Raw genomic sequence first — 23164 nt, forward strand, 5'->3', positions numbered from 1 at the left:
CCTTTGATCTGTTTCTGATAAAGAGAGCCACATGCTAGGCGATTGATGGGAAAGAATCTATTAGTTAAATTATTAAATGTTAGAAACTCCCTTCGCTTTTCCTCTAGCCACGCAGTGGCGTCCTCTAGGCGCAGCCGTCCTCTAGCCGCGAAGCGGCGTCCTAGCGACTAGAAGGCGAAGCCTGTTCTTACAACTAACCTCTATATTTAAAATAACAATCTTTGCTAAAATTCTTTATATCTGATCAAAAAACAGGCAATCAATAATGAATGTATCACTCACTCCAAAACTGGAAGCGTTTGTGAAATCAAAGGTGGAAAGTGGCAGGTATAACTCTTCTAGCGAGGTAGTCCGGGAAGCTTTGCGTTTACTCGAACAACGAGATGCTGAAGAGCAGTTAAAACTAGAAACCCTTAGAGCAGAAATTCAGAAAGGTTTGGATTCCGTCGCTGCAGGCAAGGTAAGAGACGGCAGAGAGATCTTTGAGGAAATTAAGAAACGGATGTTCTAAGCATGAAAACATACAGTTTTACGGATGAAGCGGTGGCAGATTTGGAAGGAATCATCGAGCATAGCCTCACCTCTTGGGGCCAAAACCAAACCCGACTCTACATCTCTGAATTAGAACAACTCTGCGAAAACTTAGCTGGCACTCCATTTATTGGTCAGCCCTGCAATGAACTTTCCTTAGGTCTTCGTTTGTTCCATTTCAGAAGCCATACTCTGTATTACACACAATCTGATAACGGGATATGCATTGCCCGAATCCTGCATAAAAAGATGAATACAGATCTGTATTTTTGAAAGTTCTGATCTTGAATTAAAAAAGCTGAAACCTGAGGGCGTCAGGTTTCAGCTAAAAACATCCCTGTGATAACTTGAACTGGCTTTTTCTCTAGCCACGCAGTGGCGTCCTCTAGGCGCAGCCGTCCTCTAGCCGCGAAGCGGCGTCCTAAAAGCGAAGCGTTCTGCTCCTAAGCCTTCCTCTCAGTACACTGATCTACTAAGTAGACGATGGACTGGTAGTCGATACCGGAATGGTGGCTTAGGCCGATTTCGCAGGTACGGCTGGTTGAGTAGCCGCTGCTGCAGCCTTCAACTTGATCCGCTAGTGTGTGTAGTGCTGATTCATTCAGTTCTGGTGTGGTGAAGCCTTTGTCACCGGCAAAGCCACAGCAGGTAATCTGATCTGGAACCACGACATTAGTGCTGCAGGCATTCATCACTTCGACGATTTTTTGATCGAGGCCTAAGCGACGTGCCGAACAGGTAATGTGCAGGGCAACTTTGTCATCCACAGGCTGGAAGTCCAGTTTGTCCATCATAAAGGTGTGAATAAAGTCGACCGGCTCATACAACTTGATACGAGAATCTAGATTCTCTTTTAGCTGCATCGTACATGGACTAGTGTCACAGTAGACAGGAATCTCTCCGCCATTACTCGCTTCTAGCAGCATATCGACTGTTTCAGCAGCTTTAGCTTCGGCCTGGTTAAACATGCCTTTACTCTTAAACGGCATACCGCAGCATTGTTCTTTCAGGTTTTGTGGATAGATAACCTCAAAGCCTGCTTTGCGTAGCAGCGCTTCTGTTTTGTCCACCAGCGAGGTTTGTTCTTCTGCGCCACGCGCTGGGCCCATAGTACGGCTAGCACAGCTTGGTAGGTAAACCACCTTCAGTTTGTTACCTGAAGTATTGGTTGGCTGAGCTGGTTGGCGCTTTTCTGTCTCCAGTTTAGGTGCCGGTGTCGGCATCTCTGGGCTCCAGTAACCAATCTTATTACCAGATAGTTTGCGCGCGGTACGCGTTACCGCACCCATTGCTTTACTACCCAGCAAGCCGTGACTCATATCAGCTATACCAAAGGCGGTTTTCGCCGCTTTGGTAACCGTCCCAAAGTTATTAGCGATCCATTCGGACATACCTTCTCGGCTGGCATGACGTTCGTGGCGAAGCTGTCGAACCAAATCACCGGTATTGATGCCTACAGGGCAAACCGTTGAGCACAAGCCACAGCCCGCACAGGTATCTACTGCCATATAGTCATATTCATCAGCGAAAGCTTGCTGGTTTTCACCTTCTAACAACGCCAGTTCGCGCTTGCCGATAATACGCTGGCGCGGGCTGAGGGTTAGATTTTTCGATGGGCACATACGCTCACAGAAACCACATTCGATACACTGATCGACAATATCGCTAACAGCCTTCATCGGCTTCAGGTTACTAATATGCAGCTTTGGATTCTGGGTAATCATGACATCCGGGTTTAAGATGCCTTGTGGATCGAAGATACGCTTGATCTCCAACATGGCGCTGTAGGCTTCATCACCCCACTCTTTCTGGACGAAAGGAGCCATGTTACGACCTGTGCCGTGTTCCGCTTTTAGAGAGCCATCGTATTTGTTAACAACGATATCGCAGACTTCATCGATAAAGCGTTCGTAACGATCAACCTCTTCTTTACTGCTAAAGCCTTGCGAGAAAATAAAGTGCAGGTTGCCATCTAAAGCGTGGCCATAAATAACACCATCATCGTAACCAAACTTCTGCATCAACTGCTGAAGATCCACCAGCGCATCTGCTAGCGTTTCGATTGGGAAAGCGACGTCTTCGATCAGGGCAGTCGTACCTTTCGGACGAGTAGCACCCACCGCAGGGAAGATCCCTTTACGCACATTCCAGTACGCCTGATATTCCGATGGCTTATCGGTAAAGCTGGCAGGCACAACCAATTCTAGATCATTAATCTCAGCAAGAATCGTCGCGATATGGCTTTCTAGAACCTCTTGTTCATCGGCTTCGGCTTGCACCAAGATCGCTGTCGCACCTTCGGGAACACCTTGGATATAACTTGGTACACCATCCATGTGTTGTACAGCTTTAAGTGCAAAATAGTCGATCATCTCTGCCGCAGATACCGGTGTTTTATTTAGCTTAAATCGCGTTACCGCAATACTTGCTGTACGGATATCAGGGAAGACCAAAAATGCAGAAGCTTTTAGCGGGTATTTACGAATAGTGTTGTGTGTAATCTCGGAGATAAACCCCAGCGTACCTTCAGACCCGATCATCAAACGCCCGATGATATCGATTGGATCATCCCACTCGATAAGGGAACGTAAACCATAACCGGTGGTGTTTTTAACTTCGTATTTACGCAAGATACGTTTGCTTAACGCGGTGTTACTGCGCAACTTTTTCGATAGCGCTTCTACGTCGGCAATCATGCCTGCATGACTAACACGGAAGGCTTCACGGCTCTCTTCTGAGCCAGTATCCAACACAGTACCGTCTAACAGAACAAAGCGAGCTGAATCCATAACACCGTATGTGTCCATAGAGTTCATACCCGCCGCATTGTTAATAGCGATACCACCCACAGTAGCCGCATCGATCGACGCTGGCATCGGTGCGAGTTGACGCTCTAATGGCGCCAGATAACGGTTAGCATCGCCACCCAGCACGCCACACTGCATGCGGATCTTTTTACCTGACTCAAGAATCTCATAATCTTTCCAATCCGGTGTTAGGGAAAGCATGATCGAATTGGTAATGGACTGGCCTGACAAACTGGTACCTGATGCTCGGAACGTAATCGGCAGGTTCAGTTTTGTTGCTAAAGCCATCAGACGGATCACTTCGGACTCTTCCGCCACTTGCACAATCACCTTCGGTAGCAAGCGGTAGAAGCTTGCATCCGTACCATAAGCAAGGGTACGAAGGTAATCAGTAATAATCCGCTTTTCCGGAATAAACTTAGCGGCTTCAGCAATAAATTCTTGGTATTTATCCTGTTCCTGCATGATGCGATCCTGTCAGTTGAGCTTATGGGAACCTACTGATAAGTCTCATACTTTCTCAGTGAGCTATAAAACGACCAGATACGCGAAAGTCAGTGCAGCGAAATGTCTGGACCTTTTCAAGCTGACTGACAAAGTAGATGGTCGTTTTAGAGCCCACCCTACGGGGCTTACAGAGCAACCGAATCACTTTGTTAATGATTTTCGACAGGCAACCAGCATGCCTGTAATCATTGCCTCGTGCTTCAATTGCTCTTTAAGCCTGTACCCAAGGGGCATAGCAAAGTCGTATAGGACTTATTCGTAGGTTCCCTAGTTATTATGGTTTTGAGATAGGTTAGCTCAAACGCTATAATTAAATTAGCGTGCACAATCGAATTTAATTGATTCCAAATATTAAACAATAAGACCGATATGAATAATCTGGATGATATGCTGCTGTTCGCCCAAGTGGTGAAACTCAAGTCTTTCCGCGCGGTCGCGGAACAAAGAGGCGTAGCGAGCTCTGTAGTGAGCAAACATATTTCGCGGCTGGAGAAACATTTAGGCGTGCAATTGCTGATCCGCACTACGCGAAAGCTGAACCTTACAGAAGCGGGTGAAGAGTTCTATCATCACTGCCAGCAGTTAGAGAGTGGTGTAGCGCTAGCCGAGCAAGCAGTGTCTCAACATGCTGAGCAGCCTCAAGGGGTTTTGCGTATTGCTGCGCCGATGATCTCGGGTCAGTTCTTCCTTCCTGCCGTCGTCGATGAATATCTAAAACGTTATCCAGAGATGAAGGTTGAGATGGTGATTAAGGATAGCTTTCAAGATCTGATATCAAACGGTTTTGATCTAGCTATTCGTACCGGTACTTTATCTGATTCGACCCTTCGTGCCCGTCTTTTAGTGCAATCCCGTTGGTACGCTTATGCTTCGCCAGAGTATTTAAAAGAACACGGTACGCCTAAAAAGGTGACCGATCTGGATGAGCACAACTGCCTGCAGTTTAAGTATCAAGAAACCGGCCCCCATGACTGGCCAATCACAGTAAAAGGCCAGCCCGATCGTATTAAAGTAAATGGCCGTTTTCAGGCAAGCTCTCTTGTTACCTTAAGAGAATCCGCGATTGCCGGTACTGGGATTGCATTTATGCCTGTCTTCCTCGTCCGTGACGAGGTTGCCCGCGGCGAACTTGTCCCAGTATTACAGGAATGGGTTTACCGCGATGTGGGCATTTATGCGATCTACCCCAATATTCGCTACGTGCCCCGTAAGATCAGTGCCTTTATTGAGCTTCTAGCGGAAGCTTATGAGAAGCATTGCTGCGCGTTTCATTCGCAACGTTTTCATGAGTAATCGTCTCTTTCAACCTGATATTGGCAACTAAAATACCGACGACCACCACCGCAAAACCGCCCCAGTCGGCCATGGTGGGTACTTGTTCAAATAGAGGCCATGCGATTAGTGCTGCAGCGACCGGTATACCATAAAACACGCTGGCAACCTGGGATGCACTGTTTCGATTAATCAAGATATAGAGTAAGCTAACTGCCCCTAAGGATACGCCAACCGCCATCCAGAAGATGGCCAAAACTAGATCAAGATGCCACTGCATCTGCATCGTTTCAAATTGAAACGCTAACAACAGCATCACGGGGACCGTACCTAATACCTGCAATGCCCCACCGCTGATCAAGTGCATATCAGCACAGTGCTTTTTCTGAATTAACTGCCCTAGCGATAACCCCAATAGTCCAAGCAGAGCCCAGACTAGGGTCGTCCAACTAATCCCTTCTACCGCTAGCCCATCAGCGACTACAACCGCTACACCACTGATGCCGATCAACAGGCCAAGCCAACGCCAGCCTGTTACTTGCTCTTTCAGATATGGTCCGGCTAGTACAGTGACTAACAATGGCTGCAACGCAATAATCAAGGCACATACGGCAGGCTTCATACCCAAATAGAGTGCGTAAAATACGCCTACCGAAAATAGCCCCTGCATTAAGATTCCAGTTACCAAAATCCACCCAGGATTTTTCGGCCAAGGTGCGCTAAGCAATACCGCTCCCAATGCAAGCAAGCCACCCGCAATCGCAAAACGTACAGCTAAAAAGGTAAACGGTTCGCTATAACCTAAGCCAAGCTTTGCCCCAACAAATCCAGAGCCATACACCGCTATAAATAGCAGCATCAGTAAGATGTTCTGATTCAGATACATTTTCATATTCTCTCCCTCACTATGCCTATAGAAGCCCTGTACATACCAGTAGGTACAATTTGTATTTCAAAAAAAGCCTGTAACTAAACAGGCTGTTCTCAACAATTTTTTTAGTTCGTTTTCAGTGCTGCCAACATGTCTAAGAAACTCTCGCAAACATCACCCACCGTATCATCTTGCTGCACCGCTCGTCCTAAAACAAAGCCGCCCTGTAAGACACTCAAGGTTAATTTAGCCAAAGCTTTCGGCTTATGGATCTTTACTAATGCACCGGATGATTGCGCCTCGCTATAAATCGCAGTGAAGCGCTTCTGCATTGTGGAGAAATAACGTTCCAAAGGTGCTAACAGCTGTTCATCTTCGACCGAAGGGTCTTGAACGATTCGCCCCATACGGCAGCCCTTCAACGTATGTCGTGGCAATCTTAAATAAGCGCTTACCTGAGCTAACCAATCCCCATCCGTTTGCGCAATGATCTGATCAAACTCAGCAATCAGGTCATCCGTTCGGGATTCCATCGCTGCAATTGCTAGATCCTTCTTGCCTTTAAAATGGTGGTAGAAGCTACCTTTACCCACACCACTACGCTCTAACACCTGATTAGGACTGGTGGCATCATACCCCCGCTCCCAAAGCAGTTGCTTCATAGTATCAATCAATAACTCGCGTGTAGCAGCCATAACTTAGTGTGCTCAATATCTTAAGTAACAAACATACTAGTAGGTACAGAAAGTAATTTCAAGCTTACGGATAACTACAGCTTATTACGAACCATAGATTCCAGCCTTCGCTGGAAAGACAACGACTGTAGATCATTGCTCTAAAGCCATGACATGGAGCTTTCTAGGCGCAAGCAGCCTTTCTTTTTCTCTAGCTGCGTAGCAGCGTCCTCTAGGCGAAGCCGTCCTCTAGCCACGCAGTGGCGTCCTCTAGGCGAAGCCGTCCTCTAGCCACGCAGTGGCGTCCTATCTTTACTCCGTTGCCGCCTTCGCAAACTTACCCAAAGCACCTGATACTTTGTTTAGTACTTCATCACAACCCTGAATATTGTGGCGCTTAGCTAAGTGTGCTGGATCGTTATAACTTAACCAAACAGAGCCTTCCGCATCTTCCCAAATCAATGCTTTCTGCGGCAGGTCGATCGCGACGCTTTGTGCACAAAGCATCAAGGGCGTACCCACTTTTGGATTTCCGAAAAGGACCAACTGAGTATCCCGTAGCTCCTTACCGATTTTCTCGGCGCCAGCGCTGTGATCAATTCGGGCAAATACAGTCATGCCTTTAGCATTCAGAACCGTTTCTAATTTATCGGCCGTTTGAACAACACTGTGTTGGCTTTTCACATTGATCATGCCATCTCCAGCTTGAACTGAAGCGCTCATTGCAACGCCTAGAGCAACAGTGCCTGCTACCGTACCTGTGATTTTTCCCATCATTTATCTCCCTATTCATAATCTCTAATTGCTTAGCTCGGACAAGCAAAATAACGATTAATTCAATTTAGGTGAAATATGGGATTTAGCTATCTAAGATAGAGGTAGGCATAGAAGGGGAAAATTATTCGGGAGGTGATAGGTAACTTTTACATTAGGTATTTGCTGTAAATTTGTTCGTATTTGTCTGATGCTTTCACTTTGTCCAAAGCAGCCTGCCACCGTTCAATCACACTATCAGGGATATCTTTTGAGCACGCGATATAGAGGGGAAATTCGAGTAGTTTAACACCCGTAGGAACCAATGAATCTACGGGCTTATCAATACGTTTCAGGTAATACACTACACCTAGTGGACTAATGTTTACAGCGAGTTCGGCTCTATTTGAAAACAACAAACTGAACTGCCGATCTCTTGAAGAGAGCTTTATAACATTAGTAATACCGAGTTCATCTACTTTGTTTGCTACCAGTCCTTTGTAGGGAACTGTAATGTTATTTGCTTGTTTTATATCATCAATCGTCCGATAAACTTGGGGGTTATCTTTACGCTTATAGAAATAGATGGCTTCTGTAGAAATTGGGCCAATCCATTTGAACTTAGCTTCCCTTTCCGGTGTTCTGAACAATGAGAAGTACATAACATTCGGCAAGGTTTCCAACATTCGGTCACCTCGGGCACCTGGATAGATGGATATAGGATATTGTTCTCCCAACTCATTCATAACCGCTTGGACTATTTCGATTGAGAATCCTTTTAACTCAGAGCCTTCTTCATAGTTGTATGGTGCCCAATCTTCAGTAATCACTTTTAAATCAGGTTGTGCTGCAACTTGATAGCTAAAAACTAAAGCACAACCAATTACTAACAAGCGCAAAATACGCACTTTTAGTTGCGCTAAATCCTTCGTCCAAATAAGTAAGTTACAGTTACGCATAGGCTCAATTTATTCTTATTAAATTAAGGAGCAATGGTAAGTATAGACACTTAACTCAAGTACTCAGCCGCATATGGTCATTCACACGCTAGACAAATCAGGCAACGTTATTTTCACTAGCAACCCCGGCTCATTGTTATACAGGTTAATACTCCCCCCCAATACAACAGAAACCAGATTGTAGACCCTATAAAGACCTAATCCCGACGTACCATGCCCCATTTTTGATGAGAAAAATGGATCAAACGCATGCTCTTTTGCTTTCTCATTCATCCCTTTACCATTGTCAGAAAAACCTATTTCGATACCCGATTTTACGTTAGTCACTGTAAGTTCAATTCGACTACCTTCGCCTAGCTGAGCATGGTTCAAACTGTTTTCCAGAAGACTAACTAATATCTGTTCAAGCGCCTCTTCATTACTACAAATCATGAGATTCGAGGGAACAGCAGTTACTAAGTCAATTTGTCGTTCAGCACACCTGTGCTGATAGGCCCCAAATACACCTAATGCGACCTCCTGTAGTGAGAAATTACTCGTGATTTTTGTTTTGGTATCACTTGAAAGCTCTTTAAAGCGATTGATCAGGTTAATACTTCGATTAAGGTTATGATCCATCAACACTATCGATTCAGCTGCAGTTTCTAGGTATTGGCTCAATTGTGACTGACTCAGGTTTTTACATTCAAAAGACTGTTGAATCTCTTCTAAATTATTTTGCGCAGTTGTTAATCCCAGCAAAATGTTTCCTAAAGGAGAGTTCAGTTCATGCGCTACACCAGAAACTAATCGTCCAAGCCCTGCCAGTTTTTTAGCCTCGACCAACTGCTGCAAAGTTGACTGTAACTCCTCATGCGCACGTTTTAACTTGAGATGGTGGTCTTTTTCCGCTTGCTGAGCTTTAACTCGGTCAGTTATGTCTTGCAAGGTCTCAATGGCACCAACCGTATTACCTTCTGTATCTAAAAGCGGCGAAGCATTAAAGTGCAACCAATGCCCTGAAGGGCCAATATTGGGAAACAAATCCTCCGCCTCACAGGCACCGCTAATCAAGCTAGACACAGCAAAGTGGTAATCGTAATACTCCCGTATTTTGGCAACGGGGGCATTATCCACAACAAGGTCAGCCATAGTCGGCCTTGATTCAGCATAGAAACCACGCCAACTATCATCACGACCAATCGCTTCGTTGGCAGGCACACCGGTCAGTGCTTCGCAGGCTTTATTCCAATGGGTCACCTTATGCTCTTTATCGATAACAAAGGTGGCAATTGGGCTGCCCTGTAAGATTTGCGAGAGTTGTTGCTGGCTTGCACGAACTGCCTTCTGGGCATTATGCAGAAGAGTTAAATTACGGCCTACGCCACGATAACCGGTGAAATTGCCCTCTCGGTCATAAGCTGGTTTACCACTGACGGAATAATGTTGAATAGCACCATCGTTACCTGGTACTTCATATTCAAAATCACGGAAAGGTAGGTGCTGTTCGTAGCAATCGATATGTGCCTGTATCTCTTCATCGGTTAACCCTTGGATAGGCATTTCCCACCGTCGCTTACCGATAAATAAGCTCTGTTTACGCTGTAGCTTCTCCGTCAACATGCCCCAAAATCGCACAAACCTGAAAGACGCATCCTGCTCCCAAAACCACTCAGAAGATAATCCAGCAAAGTCAGAGAGAATCTCGTTCTCTTCTTCTAACTCGCGAATCTTCTTCTCTAGCGCTTCTATGGATGGCGTTTTCTCAGACATAACCACAGTGAATACAAATGGGATAACTCAATTCAGAATAGTTAAGGAACCGCCTATTCACCAAATTCCCTCTATAACTATCTAGATTTAAACAGCAGGCCTTAGAAGGGCAAATAAAATACATTTGACATACATTTTAAAAACAAAATAAGATGTATTTTAATTACATCTTAATAGTTCTGTGACCTATTATTTTTCTTCATTGGCTTATTAGGTAAAGGTCACAAGTATGAAAATTCTGGCAGGAGACCATCAATATGCGCCTAGCTAGTACCAACCACTCCATCGCTAATGCCTTACTCAAAGGGCATAACAATACCCAGTGGAGTGCAGTGTTGTTAACACAACACAAACAACTCGAAGAAGAAATCGCCACTATTCAACGATTACTGTCACGCGATTTTTGTCATTTGTTACAACTCGATAAGGCACTAAAAAAGTTGATAAAAGGGGTCGTCATTCATCTCGATCTAGAAACCTGCTTTCTGGTACCAACCTTACAAGGTAGCGAATTAAGCGCTAAACAAAAGCTAGCCCTTACTCAGAGTTACAAGAAGTTACAACAGACATGCCATAACACCAGCGATTACATTCATCATCTAAAACTGACCAAAGGTAATCGTCTGATCAATATGGAAAATAACCTGAACATTCAGAGGTTTCTGCAGGAAATTAGCCAACGCCTAAAAGATGAAGACTCTATCTATTCTTGCCTAAATACCGACGAGGCGACTTATGCTGTTTAACTATAGTGGTCGCGACGCCCACCTTGTTTGGTATTCACAGGAGCTTTTTACTGCAGGGTTAGATAATGGCTACGGCAGAGAAATCCTATGTAGAGGCTTCTTCTTAGATTCGGGCGCGAAAATACCCATGCGAGAACTTATCCCCTATCTATATCGCAATACCGAGCTACTTCTAAAAATGACCAGTCTGCAGATAAAAGACGCATTGGACGCTCAGTTTCAGGATGAATCTAGTATTTGGATTAATCTTGCAGGACCTCTGATTGCCTGCGATCAACTTTTTCAAAAACTCTGGCAAGACGTTCTTTTAAATCTAGATGAGAAACAGAAACAGCGAATAGTGTTAGAAATTTGCGAGCACGACATCAGTGATGAGCTTGTGTCGCGTCGTGTCTCTTTTCTAAAGCAACATGAATTTAGTATCGCCATGGATGACTTTGGCGCGGGATATTCCAATTTACAGCGGCTTTTACAAGCCCCCTTCGACATTATTAAGTTAGACGTAAAGCTGCTAAACGATGTACCAACAGACCTCTGGGCGGCCAGCTTTTATCATCAAATAATTAAGCTGTGCTCATCGAAAGGCTGCATCATCGTGGCTGAAGGCGTTGAAACCCAACTCCAATCTGACTTTGTACGCTGGGCCGGTGTCGATTTAATTCAAGGCTACCTCTACTCCACTCCATCAGAACATCGATACTTAGTCTGCGGCCATACAACTGACGTTACCCCTTAGGTAAATACTTTCACTCACCTCTGCAAAGTCTATAATTACTTTAGAGTTTGAGGATAACTTTATGAAAATCGGCCAACTAGCTAAACAAACAGAATGTCCCATAGAAACGATTCGCTATTGGGAAAAGGAGGGATTAATTCCTTCCCCCTATCGTTCCGAGGGCAATTACCGAATTTATAACGAACAACATCGAAACCGTATTCTATTTATACGTAACTGCCGCAGTTTAGATATGAGCCTCAATGAAATCCGTACCCTGTTAGAGCTCAAGGATCACCCCAGTGAAAGCTGCCAAGATATTAATGAGCTGGTAGATAGTCATATTGAGCACGTTGTTAAACGTATTCAGGCACTCACATCTTTAGAACAAGATCTACGTAATTTACGACAACGTTGTAATTCTGAGAGTGATATAGAGCACTGCGGGATCCTTGAAGGCCTCTCTTCGGATAAACCCCATACTGACACAGAATCAGATACTCATATTAACGGTCTACATGGGCATTAAGGTAGACCTTCAGTAACGCACTTGACCCTGTAGTGACTACAGGCTTTTTAATAACCTTAGAACTATTTTTGACAATGTCGTTTTGAGGAAAAAAACAATGGCCGACAGTTGTTGTAACGCTAACCATTCTAAAAGTGCATTAGAAGATGGCCGCTTTCGAAGAGCCTTATGGATCGCTCTATGGATAAACGCTAGCATGTTTATCATCGAAATAATCGCGGGCTTTAATGCTTCTTCAGCATCTCTACTCGCTGACGCGATCGACTTTTTAGGCGATTCCGCAAACTATGCCATCTCACTGTCCGTTCTTTCTATGGGTATGTTATGGCGATCCAGAGCAGCCCTGATCAAAGGATCAACCATGCTACTGTTTGGCATAGCCGTTTTGCTAAAAGTACTATGGGATGCGTTTAATGGCCAAACTCCAGAACCAGTCACTATGGGCATTATTGGCTTACTAGCATTAGTAGCGAATGTAACTGTCGCTATCATGCTTTATACATTCCGCAGTGGCGATGCTGATATGCGATCTGTATGGCTATGTAGTCGAAATGATGCCATTGGCAATGTTGCAGTGATGATCGCTGCTGCGGGTGTATTAGGTAGTGGGCAAGCATGGCCAGATCTTTTAGTAGCAACCATCATGGGCCTATTAGCCACCAGCGCTGGCATAAGTGTAATAAAACAAGCAAGGCAGGAATTAAATACTCTACCTAGGGAATCCTGCTCCTAAACTTTCAAAAGAAACTAAGCTCTACACTGACTAGTGTTTATATCCCTACAAACCTAGTCAGTTTAAATCCGTAAAAAGCGTTGTTATGCTCAGATCTCTATAATTGTCTGAATAATAGTAGGCTTTGTGTGAACGCTCCATCTTACCAACCCAATAGCCGCCAAAAGCGCCTCGATACCGCAACTGACGCATTGCTCGATACGATTGTTGATTTTATCGTCTACCGAATTTTTCGTAAAAAGCCTGCGCAACTGAAGTTTGATGTAGCTCCAGAACAGTTCGAAGCGCTAAAGCGGGCCTGCGCTCCTGAATGGGCAGAGCTGCTTAAAGAGCGAGAAAAAGCCAAAAAAGCATGTGACCGTCGTTTGCTAATTGGTTTTATCACGTCCCTAGCCTGTGCAGTCATTTCTATTGTGATATTTATTGGGGGCGGCCTCTTCTTAGCGATCATCCCGCTAATAATTTCAGGGCTTCAAGCAGCTAAATTCAAACAAGACTTCAATCATCATTTTGCTGAAAATTTACTGCCAAAAATCCTCGATCATTTAGACGGTTTTCATTATGAGCGTCACGGAATCATACCGCTGGATTCAGTGCGCGATAGCCGCATACTGCCACCACATCAAGAAGATTTGACCATACAAGAGGATTACCTCCGTACAGAGATTGGGGCTGTAGCTGTAGAAATGGTAGAGTGCCAGTTAAGCCGAATGAAAACTGACGCTAAAGGAAATACAAGGAAGAGCACCGAATTTAAAGGGGTGATCCTGAATATGACGCTGCCAAAAACCTTCTCTTCTCGTGTGATCCTACAAGCAAATTGGGGAAAAGTGCTTAGCTTTTTCCAGCAGAAGCCTATGGATAAAGATCAGCGTATCACGTTAGACAACAATCCCTTTGGCCAGGGCTTTCATATTTACGCTGAAGATGAAGCTTATGCTAAACAGATCCTGACACCGGACTTCTTGCAAAATTACAAAAGCTTTACGGATAAGTTAGACGTGGCTGCAACTGAGATGAGCCTGTTTGGTAGCCAGTGTGTCATGCTACTACACCGCCCAAAAGATCTATTTATGGCGCCTAACCTTCATGGCGACATATGTGAAGAAACAGTGCTTTATCCGATGCTACAGGAGATCGAAATGATTGAAGAACTGACGGTTATCGCACTAGAGGCTAGCGGCGCTTAACCTTCTTCAATCCTGCATTCCTATAAGCAGAAAAAAGCCCTTTTTGTTAAATTCAAAAAGGGCTTTTTAATCCTTCGCTACAACTGCACAGTCATCTACAAAGACATCACGTGGATAACCGGATAGAAAAAACTTACTGCTAGGGTAGAGCGAACTATCAACATTACTTGATTGAAAAAGGCCTGTACTACAAAAGCAACAATACCCAATAACCCCAGATAAGTAACTAACATATGCCCCAGGCTAAAGTAGCCAAACCAATCACGAAACGTCTCCACTTGAGATAGGCCTGATGCCAAACACAGGGTTGCAGATAGAATAATCACCATCTCCAATTTCACTCCCCAGTTAAGATAATTAATCTCTTGCCGGCAACGTTCATAAAGTAGATGCAGCGATGGTGGCTCTAAGGTAAAGGCGTAAACAATAGCGATAAAAATGGGTAATACAGAAAGTAAAAGTAGGTAAAACCCCATGACACCCATAGTCTCTGCGGCAACTAACCCCAATAGGTCTGAAAAACCTAAAGTAGCCAGTAATGACATGATCGCTATGTTATTAGAATGAAAAAATAAGCGGGTATAAAAGCCTTTGCAGGTCACATTTAGAAAGCCATCAAAAAAGAGGTAGCTTACCAACGCAGTTAAGACTATTACACCAATGGTATCTTGGAAGTGAAGACTCGTTAGCATTTCAACACGCCTCCCTATAAAACGGTGACGTGCTAAACAAAGCTAAACAGAAAAAGATACAATCCACTTTGGATTGTATAGGTGTGGTTTTCATGCCCATTCCTTTGAACACTTAACTTATTAAAAATCCTTTTGTCCTAGTGTGCAGTTATCTGTTCACAAGATCAACACCTGTCTACTCACAATAAGCTCATCGACCTCTCCAACACGTTTTTGACTATAGTGAAGAGATAAACGTATTTTCTGCTGTCTTATAGAGGTATTCCGTTGTTACGACGCCCTTTCATCTACACACTAGTGCTAACGGCTCTTTTTTGCATTAATACCGCTAAAGCAGATGCCGATACATTAGTTGTTGGCGCTGATTCTTGGCCTCCGTTCCGCTTCGTGACGCCTGAAACCGTAACTGGTATTGACCACGAGTTATGGAAAAAGCTGTCTGAACGAATAGGCTTTAAGGTCCACTACTTACGCTGTCCATGGAAACGTTGCTTGCGGATGATGAAAAATGGTCAGATCGACGCGATGAGCGGTTTAGCATGGCGCGAAGAAAGAGCTGAATACATTACCTACGCTTACCCTCACTACTACAGTTGCAGTACCCAACTCTATCTTCCTCATGGTAAGTCTCGCCGCATCAGCAAACATAGAGATATGCATGCGATGACCATTGGCATGGTGGGTGGCTCTGCTTATTACACAGAATTTGATCAAGATACAGATATCTATAAAAAAAATGTGACTCAAGAAGCTGTGCTTCCCAACCTATTGTTAGAGGGAAGAATTGATAGTTTTATCGGCACCGACTGCCAAGCAGATTATGAGCTTGCTTCACGAGGTTTAACGCCTCAAATAGATAAAGCAGTTTTTAAACCTGGAAACAGGGTCGATCTATTTATTGGCCTATCTTCAAATTCTCGTTGGGCACTACGGAAGGATGAGTTTGATCAAGCTTTAAAACAACTTCGCGAAGAAGACTTTGAAGGAAATGCACTTAAATTAATTTCCCCTTTTGCAGTTGAATAACACTATCTACTTAAAATAAAACTTACCCCAGTTTTCTGTGGATAAGCGTGTATATTAATTTTGGACAACCGTTAAAAAGCCCATGAATAAAGGCTTATAGCGGCTTGTTTATTTTTTAACCTTGTGAATTAAGCTTTCAGTTATTACCCTTTAAATCAACACCTTAATTCAGAAAACCCACCCTTTTTTGCATCTTTTTCATAATTAATTTTCAAAATCGTGCAATCAAAACACCTACTGGTTCGTCTTTAAAGGCAGCTACACCTTAACGCCCCAAGAGCACCTGTCACTTCAAAGCAAACAACATGCTTACACCCCAGTTTTGTTGTTCAACTTGGAAAAGCTCAGCGGGGCATTTTTTTTATCTGCAAGGCTTATATAGATGAATAATACCCTTACTCACAATCGACAAAGAGACTACGATGAAGCAGCTCTATATTTACGCTTAGGTCTCGGTATTCTTTTTATTATTGGCGGCGTATCTAAACTCAGCCAGTTACTTTCCAGCACTAAACATGATGCCATCGTTGCTAATTACATGGGATCAACAGGCTATATTAATGAGCTTTTTCAACAATATCTGTTTACGGGTTTCTTGGGCGAGCTATTAACTCCATCTCTCTTTCTGACCTCACTTTCAGCTTTTGAGCTTATCTCTGGTATCGCCTTAGTCGTTGGTTTTTTAGTGAGACCTCTAGCACTTATTTATGCTTTCCTGCTTTGGAGTTTTGTATTCTCATTACCCGTCATGACGGTGCCTGACACTGAGATTGCGGTAAAAACCTATACCTCCCCGGCCATGTTTGTACAGATCAGAGATATCGCGCTTTCCGGTATGATGTTTGTGCTTTTTAATCTGGGCCCAGGTCGTTATAGCCTTGACGTTTTACATAGACAGCATGATTACGGCATCAATTGGGATGCCCTAGGGTTACTGCTCCGCCTCTCGATTGGCATCATGTTTTTAGTCAGTGGTAGCTTCGGCGCGTTCGCAAAAGTCCCTACCTTTGCTACGTGGCAACCTCTACTGTTACTTGCGGGCCTAATTATTCTATTTGCACCACCGATATTAGTTAGAACAGCAGGTGCAGTAACCGTAGCTATTATGCTCTGGTATATGGGCTATAAGCTTAATTTTGATAAAAGCCTAATCGCTAACCTAAATAGCTTTAAACGCGAATTTGCTTTTCTTGCTGCTGGGGTTGTCTTGATTCGTTTCAGTGGTGGCGAACGTTTTGCCCTAAATGATTTGATCACACGCCTCAAAAATTCGTTTAAGAGACCATCGGAGGCAAAAATAACCGCTACCGAATGAAACTCTTCAGATAATTAGTGTTCCAAATGGCTTAGCCCATAATTATCTGATTAGGCTGCCCACACTTTATGTTTGGGCAGCCACGGTACGACTTATAAATGCTAGACAAAAATAGGCTCAACCAACTTTATCGCTATGCTTTATCCCTGACTCGAAATGAGGATCAGGCATATGACCTGCTCCAGCAGTGCGTAGAGAAATTTCTACGCACTAACTCTGCACAAATAAAGGAACCTGAAGCCTATATAAAGCGTAGCATTCGTAACGCTTTTATTGATCAATGCCGTGGGGATAACAAACTGCTTTCTTTATCTGATTTACCTGATGCAGTAGAAAAGATAAACCAAACATCATCAGACTCTTTGGAAACCTTATTTATCCAACAACGTGATGTTGAACAGCTATTAAAGCTACTAAGCGCAGAAGAAAGCGAATTACTCTATCTATGGGCAATAGAAGAGTACAGCATGACAGAAATAGCTGAGATACAGGGAGTGCCGCGAGGCACCTTGCTATCCAAAATGCACCGATTAAAAAAGCGAGTCCAACTAGAGCTAACCGAAGAGCAATGGGTTCCAAAGGAGGCGATGCAATGAAATCAACCGCACCTAAAAACTTAAAATCAGCTCTTAAAGCGCACTACCAAGATCAGTCCTTAAGTGAAGACAAGTTAGCTCAACTTCTGTCTATGCAAGAAGAGCTTAGCAACCAAGCGGATATAAATGTTGAAACCCCGAAAGCCAAAATTAGCTGGTTTGATCAATGCAAAACATGGTTTAGACTGCCGCAATTAATGGTTCCGACGTTGGCTTTAGCCTGCATTTTTATGGTTGTCAGTTTGATGCCTATGCCTATATCAGGCCCAAGTATTGTGAATGAAATTGCGGGCCATCATGAACAGCCAAGCGAAATTTCTATATACACATCTTCTATAGATGAACTTGGACAACAGCTAACCCAGCTAAGCTTTAAACTGATTTCATCAAGCAAACTTGGAAAAGATATGTGGCAGTTGATTGGCGGTAGCTACTGTTCAATTAATGGTGAAATTGCTGCTCAGTTGAAGGTGCGCAACATTGAGAACAATCAGATCTACACTTTCTACCAAGCAGAATATCCAGAGGGCCTAACCCTAGAACAGGTTGATACTCAGAATATTATTAACAACCAAGGAACAGCTGTTACTCTCTGGCAAGAAGGCGGCTTATTACTGGGTATTGCACACACCACAGAATAAACCACACCCATTATGCTTTAGCGCATTGGTTTAGCGGTAAAGCTTCTCTGCCCAGCGTGTCAGCCCAGCTGTCACGCTACCAAAGTGATCGCCATCGACAACGTCTATATCACCCAATAAAGATGCAATTGCCTGCCGGACAGCAGGCGATTTTGTCGTACCGCCTGTCACATAAACCAGCTCAGGTGTGCAGCCGGCTTGTTTAATCACTTCACTCATCAGATCTACAATCTTAGATACTGGGCGCTCTATTGCCGACTCATACACTTCACGACTGATTGACTGAGACAATCCCTTATCAAGGTAGCTTAGATCCGAAATAACTTGCTCCTGATCAGACAAAGAGATCTTTGCCAGCTCAGCACTACGCACTAACTGATAGCTTTGTTTCTGTTCTTGCAGCTGAATTAAGCGCGCTACTTTTTCAGGCTCCGCTGCATCACGCTGCATTTGCTCCATCATTTCGATCGAAGCTAAGCTATTGAATTCGACCTGCGAGGGAATGTCATTTACAGATACGGCATTCCAGTAGGACTGAGAGGGAATAGGTAACCCATTTTTCAATTTCCCTCCCATGCCTAGAACTGGCGTTAGCCCGTAGTAAGCTAGGTGAATATCAAGGTCATTTCCCCCTACCCTAGCACCACTATGACCAAGAAAGTCAGCTGAACGTTCTGGCTTATCGCGATAGCTCGGGCCCATTTTGACAATAGAACAGTCACTGGTACCACCACCGACATCGACAACTAAAACGACTTTGTCTTCCTCTAACCCCGCTTCAAAATCAATTCCGGCTGCTAAAGGCTCATACAGAAGCTCAACATCGACAAAACCAGCTCTCTCAGCAGCACATTTCAATATACGACAAGCCTGCTGATTAGCCTCTTCCCCTCCACTACCTTGGAAGTTAACCGGACGCCCTATTACCGTTTGGGTGATCGAATCACCCAGTGATTTTTCTGCCGCCTGCTTTATCTGGAACATCATGGCTGTGACGACATCTTCAAAAAATGCCAAATGCTGGGTTTGTAAGCCACTCGCGCCTAAAAAGGATTTTGGAGATTTAACAAAATAGCCTTCTTCTGGCAGATCGAGATATTGTTCTATTGCTTCCTCGCCAATAAAGAGAGTCTGCTCATCAGATAAAACGCCTAGAGACAGACGAGACGCAGACGCCTGCCTTAATTGGAGACTTCTCTCTTTTAGATAAGTATCACGAATCTTAGGATTACTAATTTGACGCGCAACACCCTCGCAGATTAATTCGCGAGAGAGTGCATATAGAGTAGAAGGTACATATTTCTGCTGCTGATAAAGTGACAATAACTGCACACTATTATCTGCTTTCAGAACGCCCATGGCACAATTTGAACTACCGTAATCAAAACCAGCAATCATGCTTTCGATCTTATTTCTTCAGAAAAAGGGCGCGCAAAATAACACTTTTTAACGCCCTTGATAAGCACCAAATTCCTCTATAAATAATCCTCAAGTTAAGCATGCCACTTGTAAGAAAATAACAATCGTTTTTTAACTTTCCAGCCTTTGGATAACCTTAAGCTACAAAGGGCAAGAAGAGAGTAGGTACTTACATAACACGCTCAATACACTTGTGAACAAACTTCCAAAAATAGAGCGCTTATCGTTGATAAAGCCGATTACTAGTTTCTCCCCACAAACTGTGGATAAGCTTGTTAACTAATTATGGACATCCTCCATAAAGCCCATGATTATTAGCCTGTAGAGAATTGATCATATTTCAACCTTGTAGAATAAGGATCAAATCGATCGGTAATATCAACATTTTTGTAAAATTTTTTCTTACTCAAAAAGCCTGTATAAAAATCAACCAGTCAAGCCCTAACAGTAAAAAAATCCATCCACGCAAGCTGTGGATAAAACTGTTAGTTAATTCTGCGTATCCCTCTCAAAGCCCATTGTTGCGGGGATATAAAAATCTGGTTGTTTTTTACACCGTTAAAATTTTTTTTCTTACTAATTGATTTTGCACAGCATAAACTCCTCGCTATATTAAATTTGTCCATAACAACGGGTATTGCTTTTCTGATGTCACTCACACTTTTGTCCCTGTTTATTCCGACCTTCTTTTTTGTCTCCATTACACCCGGAATGTGTATGACTTTGGCATTGAGTCTAGGTATCTCTATTGGCGTCAAACGTAGCTTGCATATGATGTGGGGAGAGTTAATTGGAGTTGGTTTGGTGGCCGCGTCCGCAGCTTTAGGTGTCGCGGCAATAATGCTGAACTACCCAGAAGTGTTCACTATTCTAAAGTGGGGCGGTGGCGCTTACCTTTGTTGGCTAGGTTATGAGATGTTTTGTTCTAGAGGCAAGCTAGTCATTACCGAGCCTGGTGAACAAAAACAAGAAGTTTCAGGATTACAGCTAGCAACAAATGGTTTTCTTACTGCCGTTGCGAATCCAAAGGGCTGGGCATTTTTTGTCACCCTTTTGCCTCCCTTCATTGATGCCGATCTACCTATGGCGCCGCAATTAGCCATACTGGTTGCTTTGATTCTTTTACTTGAATTCATTTGCCTGCTTATCTACGCCAGTGGCGGTAAACTACTAAAGCACCTTTTAATGGAACGCAACAACGTTCGCCTTATGAATCGAATCGCCGGAAGCCTAATGATTTTGGTTGGTTTGTGGTTAGCTTTAGGAAAGTAATAAAAAACCCCACCAGCTCAGCTGGCGGGGTCTGGTTACGTTTCCTTAGAAGGGATGGACATAAGTCCTAGAAGCGTAAAACAGTTTTCGGCAGGCCTCCTATAAGATCAACCCTGCACTGGTATATGATCATCAGAATTTAAACTTGGCACCCAACACAACCGAGCGACCCGGCTCATTCAAAGTAATATCTGATCCGAACTCATGTCCATACGATGCACGATCTGAATAATCTTCATCAAACATATTATTTACAGATGCACGTAACGTGAGGTTCTTGATTGCCTGAGGAGCGTATTCAACAAATGAATTGGCAACGGTGTAGCTAGGAAAAGCCCCTGGTATCGTATTTGTACCATCATGCCCATCCATCGAGTAGTAGTACTGTACGTCAGCGCCAAAGGTTGTATTCACGCTATCAATAGACTGAACAAAATCAACTTTCAGCGATCGGCCAATGGCAGTTCCGATATAATATGAAGATGTAGATCCTTCGATACCATTAATTTCTGTATCGATATCAACATAGGTTAAACGTACAGATCCAGACTGCCATTCATAACGACCAGTCAATTCAAAACCGTCAGTTTCTACATCACTGTAAACATCAGGACCGCCAGCGTATTCTTCATCACGAATATCGTCAATATCAGTCTTAAAGAGCTTAACGCCAACTGTTAAACCGGATAATGACGCATTTAGAGCCTCGCCATTGACGTTAAGACCTACATAGCCGTTATCTGCTTCAGATTCTTTAAAACCACCAGAGTAATCCCAGCTAGGATTACCAATGTATGGCTCCATTAGCTGTACCCCACCAAATACATGGGAATAACCTGCACTTAGAGTAACAAATGAAGTTAGATCATACTCACCAGAGATATTACCGGAAACACCATCACTATCATGAACTGATCCATCTATACCTTTGATTTCATGATCATCAAAACGTGCACCAAAAGATACACGGCTGCGCTCTGTCGGAGTCAGTCGCGCCTGAGCGAACACACCTATATTTTGTGCTTCTTCCTCAAAAGTCGCCCAACCAGGAAAAATACCTTTACTCGTATCATCAAAGAAATCTACACCGGCATCGACCGTCCCTGTTCCCAATACAAATGTATTGGCAATTACACCATTTAAACTTTCGTACTCACCAAACGTTGTATAAGGAGCTCCTGTCGGTATCCAATCAAGTTTAGTCTCAGAGCGCGCAACTTTGATATATGGGTTAATTAAACCTTCAGGTGTTTCATCTTTAACCGAGAACACTAGCGTTTTTCGATCTAGGTTGTTGTTTTCTGACAAAACACCACTATTGAAATTTGCCCTTCCTGGACGATTTCCATCATCTTCAACAGCTTCATAAGATAGTTTTGTACGGTAACCACTTTCATGCAGATAGCCAATTTTAATTAGACCCGTTTTTAACGCTGACTCAGAGCCCACGACTACATCATTATTACCGTCTTCAAAGTCGTTGCCGCTTGCCTTTTTGGCATAACCGAGTACTTCAAAACCACCTGAACGGCCATATAACGAGATATGTCTATCAAATGTATCGCCATTAGTATTGTATTCAAGGCCAACAGATCCACCAAAGTTATCGCCATCTTCCAATAAGTCGGAGACATCTTTGGTCTCATAAGCAAGAGACCCGCCTAATGCACCCGGCCCCGCATCCGCAGGCGCAACACCGGCATCAACACTTACAGCTTTCAACAATTCAGGATCGATGATGTTAGTGCCTGAATGGTGGAAGAGCTTATTATTTTGACGTGCGCCATCGATAGTCACAGCTAGGTTTGTCTCTTCAATACCGTGGACATATACCTTTTGTGACGCAGAAATTGAGCTACCTACCTGTACACTTGGTGTATTTCTAAATAGGTCCTGCAAATCATTCGGGTTCAGTTGTTGTATTTCTTCTAGGCCAAGTCGATCTTCACCAACATCCGTAGCCACACCCTCTACTTGAATTGTTTCCAGACGATCAACACCTTTCGCAGACTCGTCTTGAGCGGCAGCGGTTTGGCTGGATATTGCATAACCAATCAGTAAAGACAATGTAGCTCGTCTTTGGTTTTTCTGTGAAATCATTTAATTCCTACCTACATTAAACTTATCAAACTAAAGCTGAGAGTGAACATAGCCAAAATTTTGC

22 protein-coding genes are annotated in these 23164 nt (G+C 43.7%); 13 read left to right on the top strand and 9 right to left on the bottom strand.

The features are described from left to right. Positions 1-265 precede the first annotated feature (265 nt). On the top strand, positions 266-511 hold the full coding sequence (locus ACMXYX_RS14115) for a type II toxin-antitoxin system ParD family antitoxin (protein ID WP_415906141.1): 246 nt from the start codon (positions 266-268) through the stop codon (positions 509-511). Positions 512-513: 2 nt separating this feature from the next. Next, on the top strand, positions 514-804 hold the full coding sequence (locus tag ACMXYX_RS14120) for a type II toxin-antitoxin system RelE/ParE family toxin (protein ID WP_415906142.1): 291 nt from the start codon (positions 514-516) through the stop codon (positions 802-804). 170 nt (positions 805-974) lie between these two features. Here the strand turns inward: ACMXYX_RS14120 and ACMXYX_RS14125 are convergent, their stop codons facing one another. Then, on the bottom strand, positions 975-3803 hold the full coding sequence (locus tag ACMXYX_RS14125; RefSeq protein ID WP_415906143.1) for an FAD-binding and (Fe-S)-binding domain-containing protein: 2829 nt from the start codon (positions 3801-3803) through the stop codon (positions 975-977). 411 nt (positions 3804-4214) lie between these two features. Between ACMXYX_RS14125 and ACMXYX_RS14130 the strand changes: the two genes are divergently transcribed. Next, on the top strand, positions 4215-5138 hold the full coding sequence (locus ACMXYX_RS14130) for a LysR family transcriptional regulator (RefSeq protein ID WP_415906144.1): 924 nt from the start codon (positions 4215-4217) through the stop codon (positions 5136-5138). Here ACMXYX_RS14130 and ACMXYX_RS14135 read toward each other — a convergent pair. The 5 genes from ACMXYX_RS14135 to ACMXYX_RS14155 form a co-directional block, all read right to left on the bottom strand. Next, positions 5068-6009, bottom strand: a complete 942-nt coding sequence (locus ACMXYX_RS14135) for a DMT family transporter (protein ID WP_415896906.1) — start codon at positions 6007-6009, stop codon at positions 5068-5070. The two genes, ACMXYX_RS14130 and ACMXYX_RS14135, sit on opposite strands and share 71 nt — an antisense overlap. Positions 6010-6113: 104 nt before the next feature. After that, on the bottom strand, positions 6114-6683 hold the full coding sequence (locus ACMXYX_RS14140) for a TetR/AcrR family transcriptional regulator (protein ID WP_415906145.1): 570 nt from the start codon (positions 6681-6683) through the stop codon (positions 6114-6116). 291 nt (positions 6684-6974) lie between these two features. After that, entirely contained in the window at positions 6975-7439 is a 465-nt protein-coding gene (locus ACMXYX_RS14145) for a DUF302 domain-containing protein (RefSeq protein ID WP_415906146.1), read from the bottom strand. A 146-nt stretch (positions 7440-7585) separates the two neighbouring features. Beyond that, positions 7586-8374 (bottom strand): substrate-binding periplasmic protein, encoded by a 789-nt coding sequence (locus ACMXYX_RS14150; protein WP_415906147.1) that lies wholly within the window; start codon positions 8372-8374, stop codon positions 7586-7588. Between the two features lie 81 nt (positions 8375-8455). After that, positions 8456-10126 (bottom strand): ATP-binding protein, encoded by a 1671-nt coding sequence (locus tag ACMXYX_RS14155; protein ID WP_415906148.1) that lies wholly within the window; start codon positions 10124-10126, stop codon positions 8456-8458. Between the two features lie 257 nt (positions 10127-10383). On the opposite strand from ACMXYX_RS14155, the gene ACMXYX_RS14160 reads away from it, so the two are divergent. The 5 genes from ACMXYX_RS14160 to ACMXYX_RS14180 all read left to right on the top strand — a co-directional run bounded on the left by ACMXYX_RS14160 (position 10384) and on the right by ACMXYX_RS14180 (position 14039). Beyond that, complete coding sequence (locus ACMXYX_RS14160; RefSeq protein ID WP_415906149.1) at positions 10384-10872, top strand: hypothetical protein; 489 nt, start codon at positions 10384-10386, stop codon at positions 10870-10872. Next, a complete protein-coding gene (locus ACMXYX_RS14165; RefSeq protein ID WP_415906150.1) occupies positions 10862-11608 on the top strand; it encodes an EAL domain-containing protein in 747 nt (248 codons plus the stop codon). The genes ACMXYX_RS14160 and ACMXYX_RS14165 overlap by 11 nt, the downstream gene beginning before the upstream one ends. A 61-nt stretch (positions 11609-11669) precedes the next feature. Beyond that, positions 11670-12116 (top strand): Cd(II)/Pb(II)-responsive transcriptional regulator, encoded by a 447-nt coding sequence (gene cadR, locus ACMXYX_RS14170; protein WP_415906151.1) that lies wholly within the window; start codon positions 11670-11672, stop codon positions 12114-12116. 97 nt (positions 12117-12213) lie between these two features. Beyond that, a complete protein-coding gene (locus ACMXYX_RS14175) occupies positions 12214-12849 on the top strand; it encodes a cation transporter (RefSeq protein ID WP_415882298.1) in 636 nt (211 codons plus the stop codon). Between the two features lie 128 nt (positions 12850-12977). Then, the gene (locus tag ACMXYX_RS14180; protein WP_415906152.1) at positions 12978-14039 is read left to right on the top strand and encodes a DUF3137 domain-containing protein; all 1062 of its coding nucleotides are present in this window, start codon (positions 12978-12980) and stop codon (positions 14037-14039) included. 95 nt (positions 14040-14134) lie between these two features. On the opposite strand, the gene ACMXYX_RS14185 is transcribed toward ACMXYX_RS14180, so the two are convergent. Further along, positions 14135-14731 carry a hypothetical protein gene (locus ACMXYX_RS14185; protein WP_415882300.1) on the bottom strand — a complete coding sequence of 199 codons (597 nt, stop codon included), beginning with the start codon at positions 14729-14731 and terminating at the stop codon, positions 14135-14137. Positions 14732-14998: 267 nt separating this feature from the next. Between ACMXYX_RS14185 and ACMXYX_RS14190 the strand changes: the two genes are divergently transcribed. The 4 genes from ACMXYX_RS14190 (at position 14999) to ACMXYX_RS14205 (ending at position 18309) form a co-directional block, all read left to right on the top strand. Next, positions 14999-15757: a substrate-binding periplasmic protein gene (locus ACMXYX_RS14190; RefSeq protein WP_415882301.1), complete on the top strand. Its 759-nt coding sequence runs from the start codon at positions 14999-15001 to the stop codon at positions 15755-15757. A gap of 382 nt (positions 15758-16139) precedes the next feature. After that, entirely contained in the window at positions 16140-17072 is a 933-nt protein-coding gene (locus tag ACMXYX_RS14195) for a DoxX family protein (protein WP_415906153.1), read from the top strand. Positions 17073-17170: 98 nt separating this feature from the next. Then, positions 17171-17668, top strand: coding sequence for an RNA polymerase sigma factor (locus tag ACMXYX_RS14200; protein ID WP_415882303.1), 498 nt, complete (start codon positions 17171-17173; stop codon positions 17666-17668). Next, positions 17665-18309, top strand: a complete 645-nt coding sequence (locus tag ACMXYX_RS14205) for a hypothetical protein (RefSeq protein WP_415882304.1) — start codon at positions 17665-17667, stop codon at positions 18307-18309. Before ACMXYX_RS14200 ends, ACMXYX_RS14205 begins: the two co-directional genes overlap by 4 nt. A 30-nt stretch (positions 18310-18339) precedes the next feature. Here the strand turns inward: ACMXYX_RS14205 and yegD are convergent, their stop codons facing one another. Next, on the bottom strand, positions 18340-19707 hold the full coding sequence (gene yegD / locus ACMXYX_RS14210; RefSeq protein ID WP_415906154.1) for a molecular chaperone: 1368 nt from the start codon (positions 19705-19707) through the stop codon (positions 18340-18342). Between the two features lie 669 nt (positions 19708-20376). Here yegD and ACMXYX_RS14215 point away from each other — a divergent pair. Continuing rightward, positions 20377-21000, top strand: coding sequence for a LysE family translocator (locus ACMXYX_RS14215; protein ID WP_415882306.1), 624 nt, complete (start codon positions 20377-20379; stop codon positions 20998-21000). A 132-nt stretch (positions 21001-21132) separates the two neighbouring features. Here ACMXYX_RS14215 and ACMXYX_RS14220 read toward each other — a convergent pair whose 3' ends face one another. Continuing rightward, positions 21133-23100: a TonB-dependent receptor domain-containing protein gene (locus tag ACMXYX_RS14220; RefSeq protein ID WP_415882308.1), complete on the bottom strand. Its 1968-nt coding sequence runs from the start codon at positions 23098-23100 to the stop codon at positions 21133-21135. Between the last annotated feature and the right edge of the window lie 64 nt (positions 23101-23164).

Origin of the sequence: Neptuniibacter sp. QD72_48 (assembly GCF_047778065.1) — a bacterium.
GTDB lineage: Bacteria > Pseudomonadota > Gammaproteobacteria > Pseudomonadales > Balneatricaceae > Neptuniibacter.

What these genes read in the sequence shown, in the direction of transcription:
- cadR (WP_415906151.1), top strand. Translation starts at nt 11,670, where the DNA reads ATGAAAATCGGCCAACTAGCTAAACAAACAGAATGTCCCATAGAAACG.
- ACMXYX_RS14215 (WP_415882306.1), top strand. Translation starts at nt 20,377, where the DNA reads ATGTCACTCACACTTTTGTCCCTGTTTATTCCGACCTTCTTTTTTGTC.
- ACMXYX_RS14185 (WP_415882300.1), bottom strand. Translation starts at nt 14,731, where the DNA reads ATGCTAACGAGTCTTCACTTCCAAGATACCATTGGTGTAATAGTCTTA.
- ACMXYX_RS14205 (WP_415882304.1), top strand. Translation starts at nt 17,665, where the DNA reads ATGAAATCAACCGCACCTAAAAACTTAAAATCAGCTCTTAAAGCGCAC.
- ACMXYX_RS14130 (WP_415906144.1), top strand. Translation starts at nt 4,215, where the DNA reads ATGAATAATCTGGATGATATGCTGCTGTTCGCCCAAGTGGTGAAACTC.
- ACMXYX_RS14145 (WP_415906146.1), bottom strand. Translation starts at nt 7,439, where the DNA reads ATGATGGGAAAAATCACAGGTACGGTAGCAGGCACTGTTGCTCTAGGC.
- ACMXYX_RS14135 (WP_415896906.1), bottom strand. Translation starts at nt 6,009, where the DNA reads ATGAAAATGTATCTGAATCAGAACATCTTACTGATGCTGCTATTTATA.
- ACMXYX_RS14155 (WP_415906148.1), bottom strand. Translation starts at nt 10,126, where the DNA reads ATGTCTGAGAAAACGCCATCCATAGAAGCGCTAGAGAAGAAGATTCGC.
- ACMXYX_RS14175 (WP_415882298.1), top strand. Translation starts at nt 12,214, where the DNA reads ATGGCCGACAGTTGTTGTAACGCTAACCATTCTAAAAGTGCATTAGAA.
- ACMXYX_RS14160 (WP_415906149.1), top strand. Translation starts at nt 10,384, where the DNA reads ATGCGCCTAGCTAGTACCAACCACTCCATCGCTAATGCCTTACTCAAA.
- yegD (WP_415906154.1), bottom strand. Translation starts at nt 19,707, where the DNA reads ATGATTGCTGGTTTTGATTACGGTAGTTCAAATTGTGCCATGGGCGTT.
- ACMXYX_RS14165 (WP_415906150.1), top strand. Translation starts at nt 10,862, where the DNA reads ATGCTGTTTAACTATAGTGGTCGCGACGCCCACCTTGTTTGGTATTCA.
- ACMXYX_RS14195 (WP_415906153.1), top strand. Translation starts at nt 16,140, where the DNA reads ATGAATAATACCCTTACTCACAATCGACAAAGAGACTACGATGAAGCA.
- ACMXYX_RS14150 (WP_415906147.1), bottom strand. Translation starts at nt 8,374, where the DNA reads ATGCGTAACTGTAACTTACTTATTTGGACGAAGGATTTAGCGCAACTA.
- ACMXYX_RS14220 (WP_415882308.1), bottom strand. Translation starts at nt 23,100, where the DNA reads ATGATTTCACAGAAAAACCAAAGACGAGCTACATTGTCTTTACTGATT.
- ACMXYX_RS14125 (WP_415906143.1), bottom strand. Translation starts at nt 3,803, where the DNA reads ATGCAGGAACAGGATAAATACCAAGAATTTATTGCTGAAGCCGCTAAG.
- ACMXYX_RS14140 (WP_415906145.1), bottom strand. Translation starts at nt 6,683, where the DNA reads ATGGCTGCTACACGCGAGTTATTGATTGATACTATGAAGCAACTGCTT.
- ACMXYX_RS14200 (WP_415882303.1), top strand. Translation starts at nt 17,171, where the DNA reads ATGCTAGACAAAAATAGGCTCAACCAACTTTATCGCTATGCTTTATCC.
- ACMXYX_RS14120 (WP_415906142.1), top strand. Translation starts at nt 514, where the DNA reads ATGAAAACATACAGTTTTACGGATGAAGCGGTGGCAGATTTGGAAGGA.
- ACMXYX_RS14115 (WP_415906141.1), top strand. Translation starts at nt 266, where the DNA reads ATGAATGTATCACTCACTCCAAAACTGGAAGCGTTTGTGAAATCAAAG.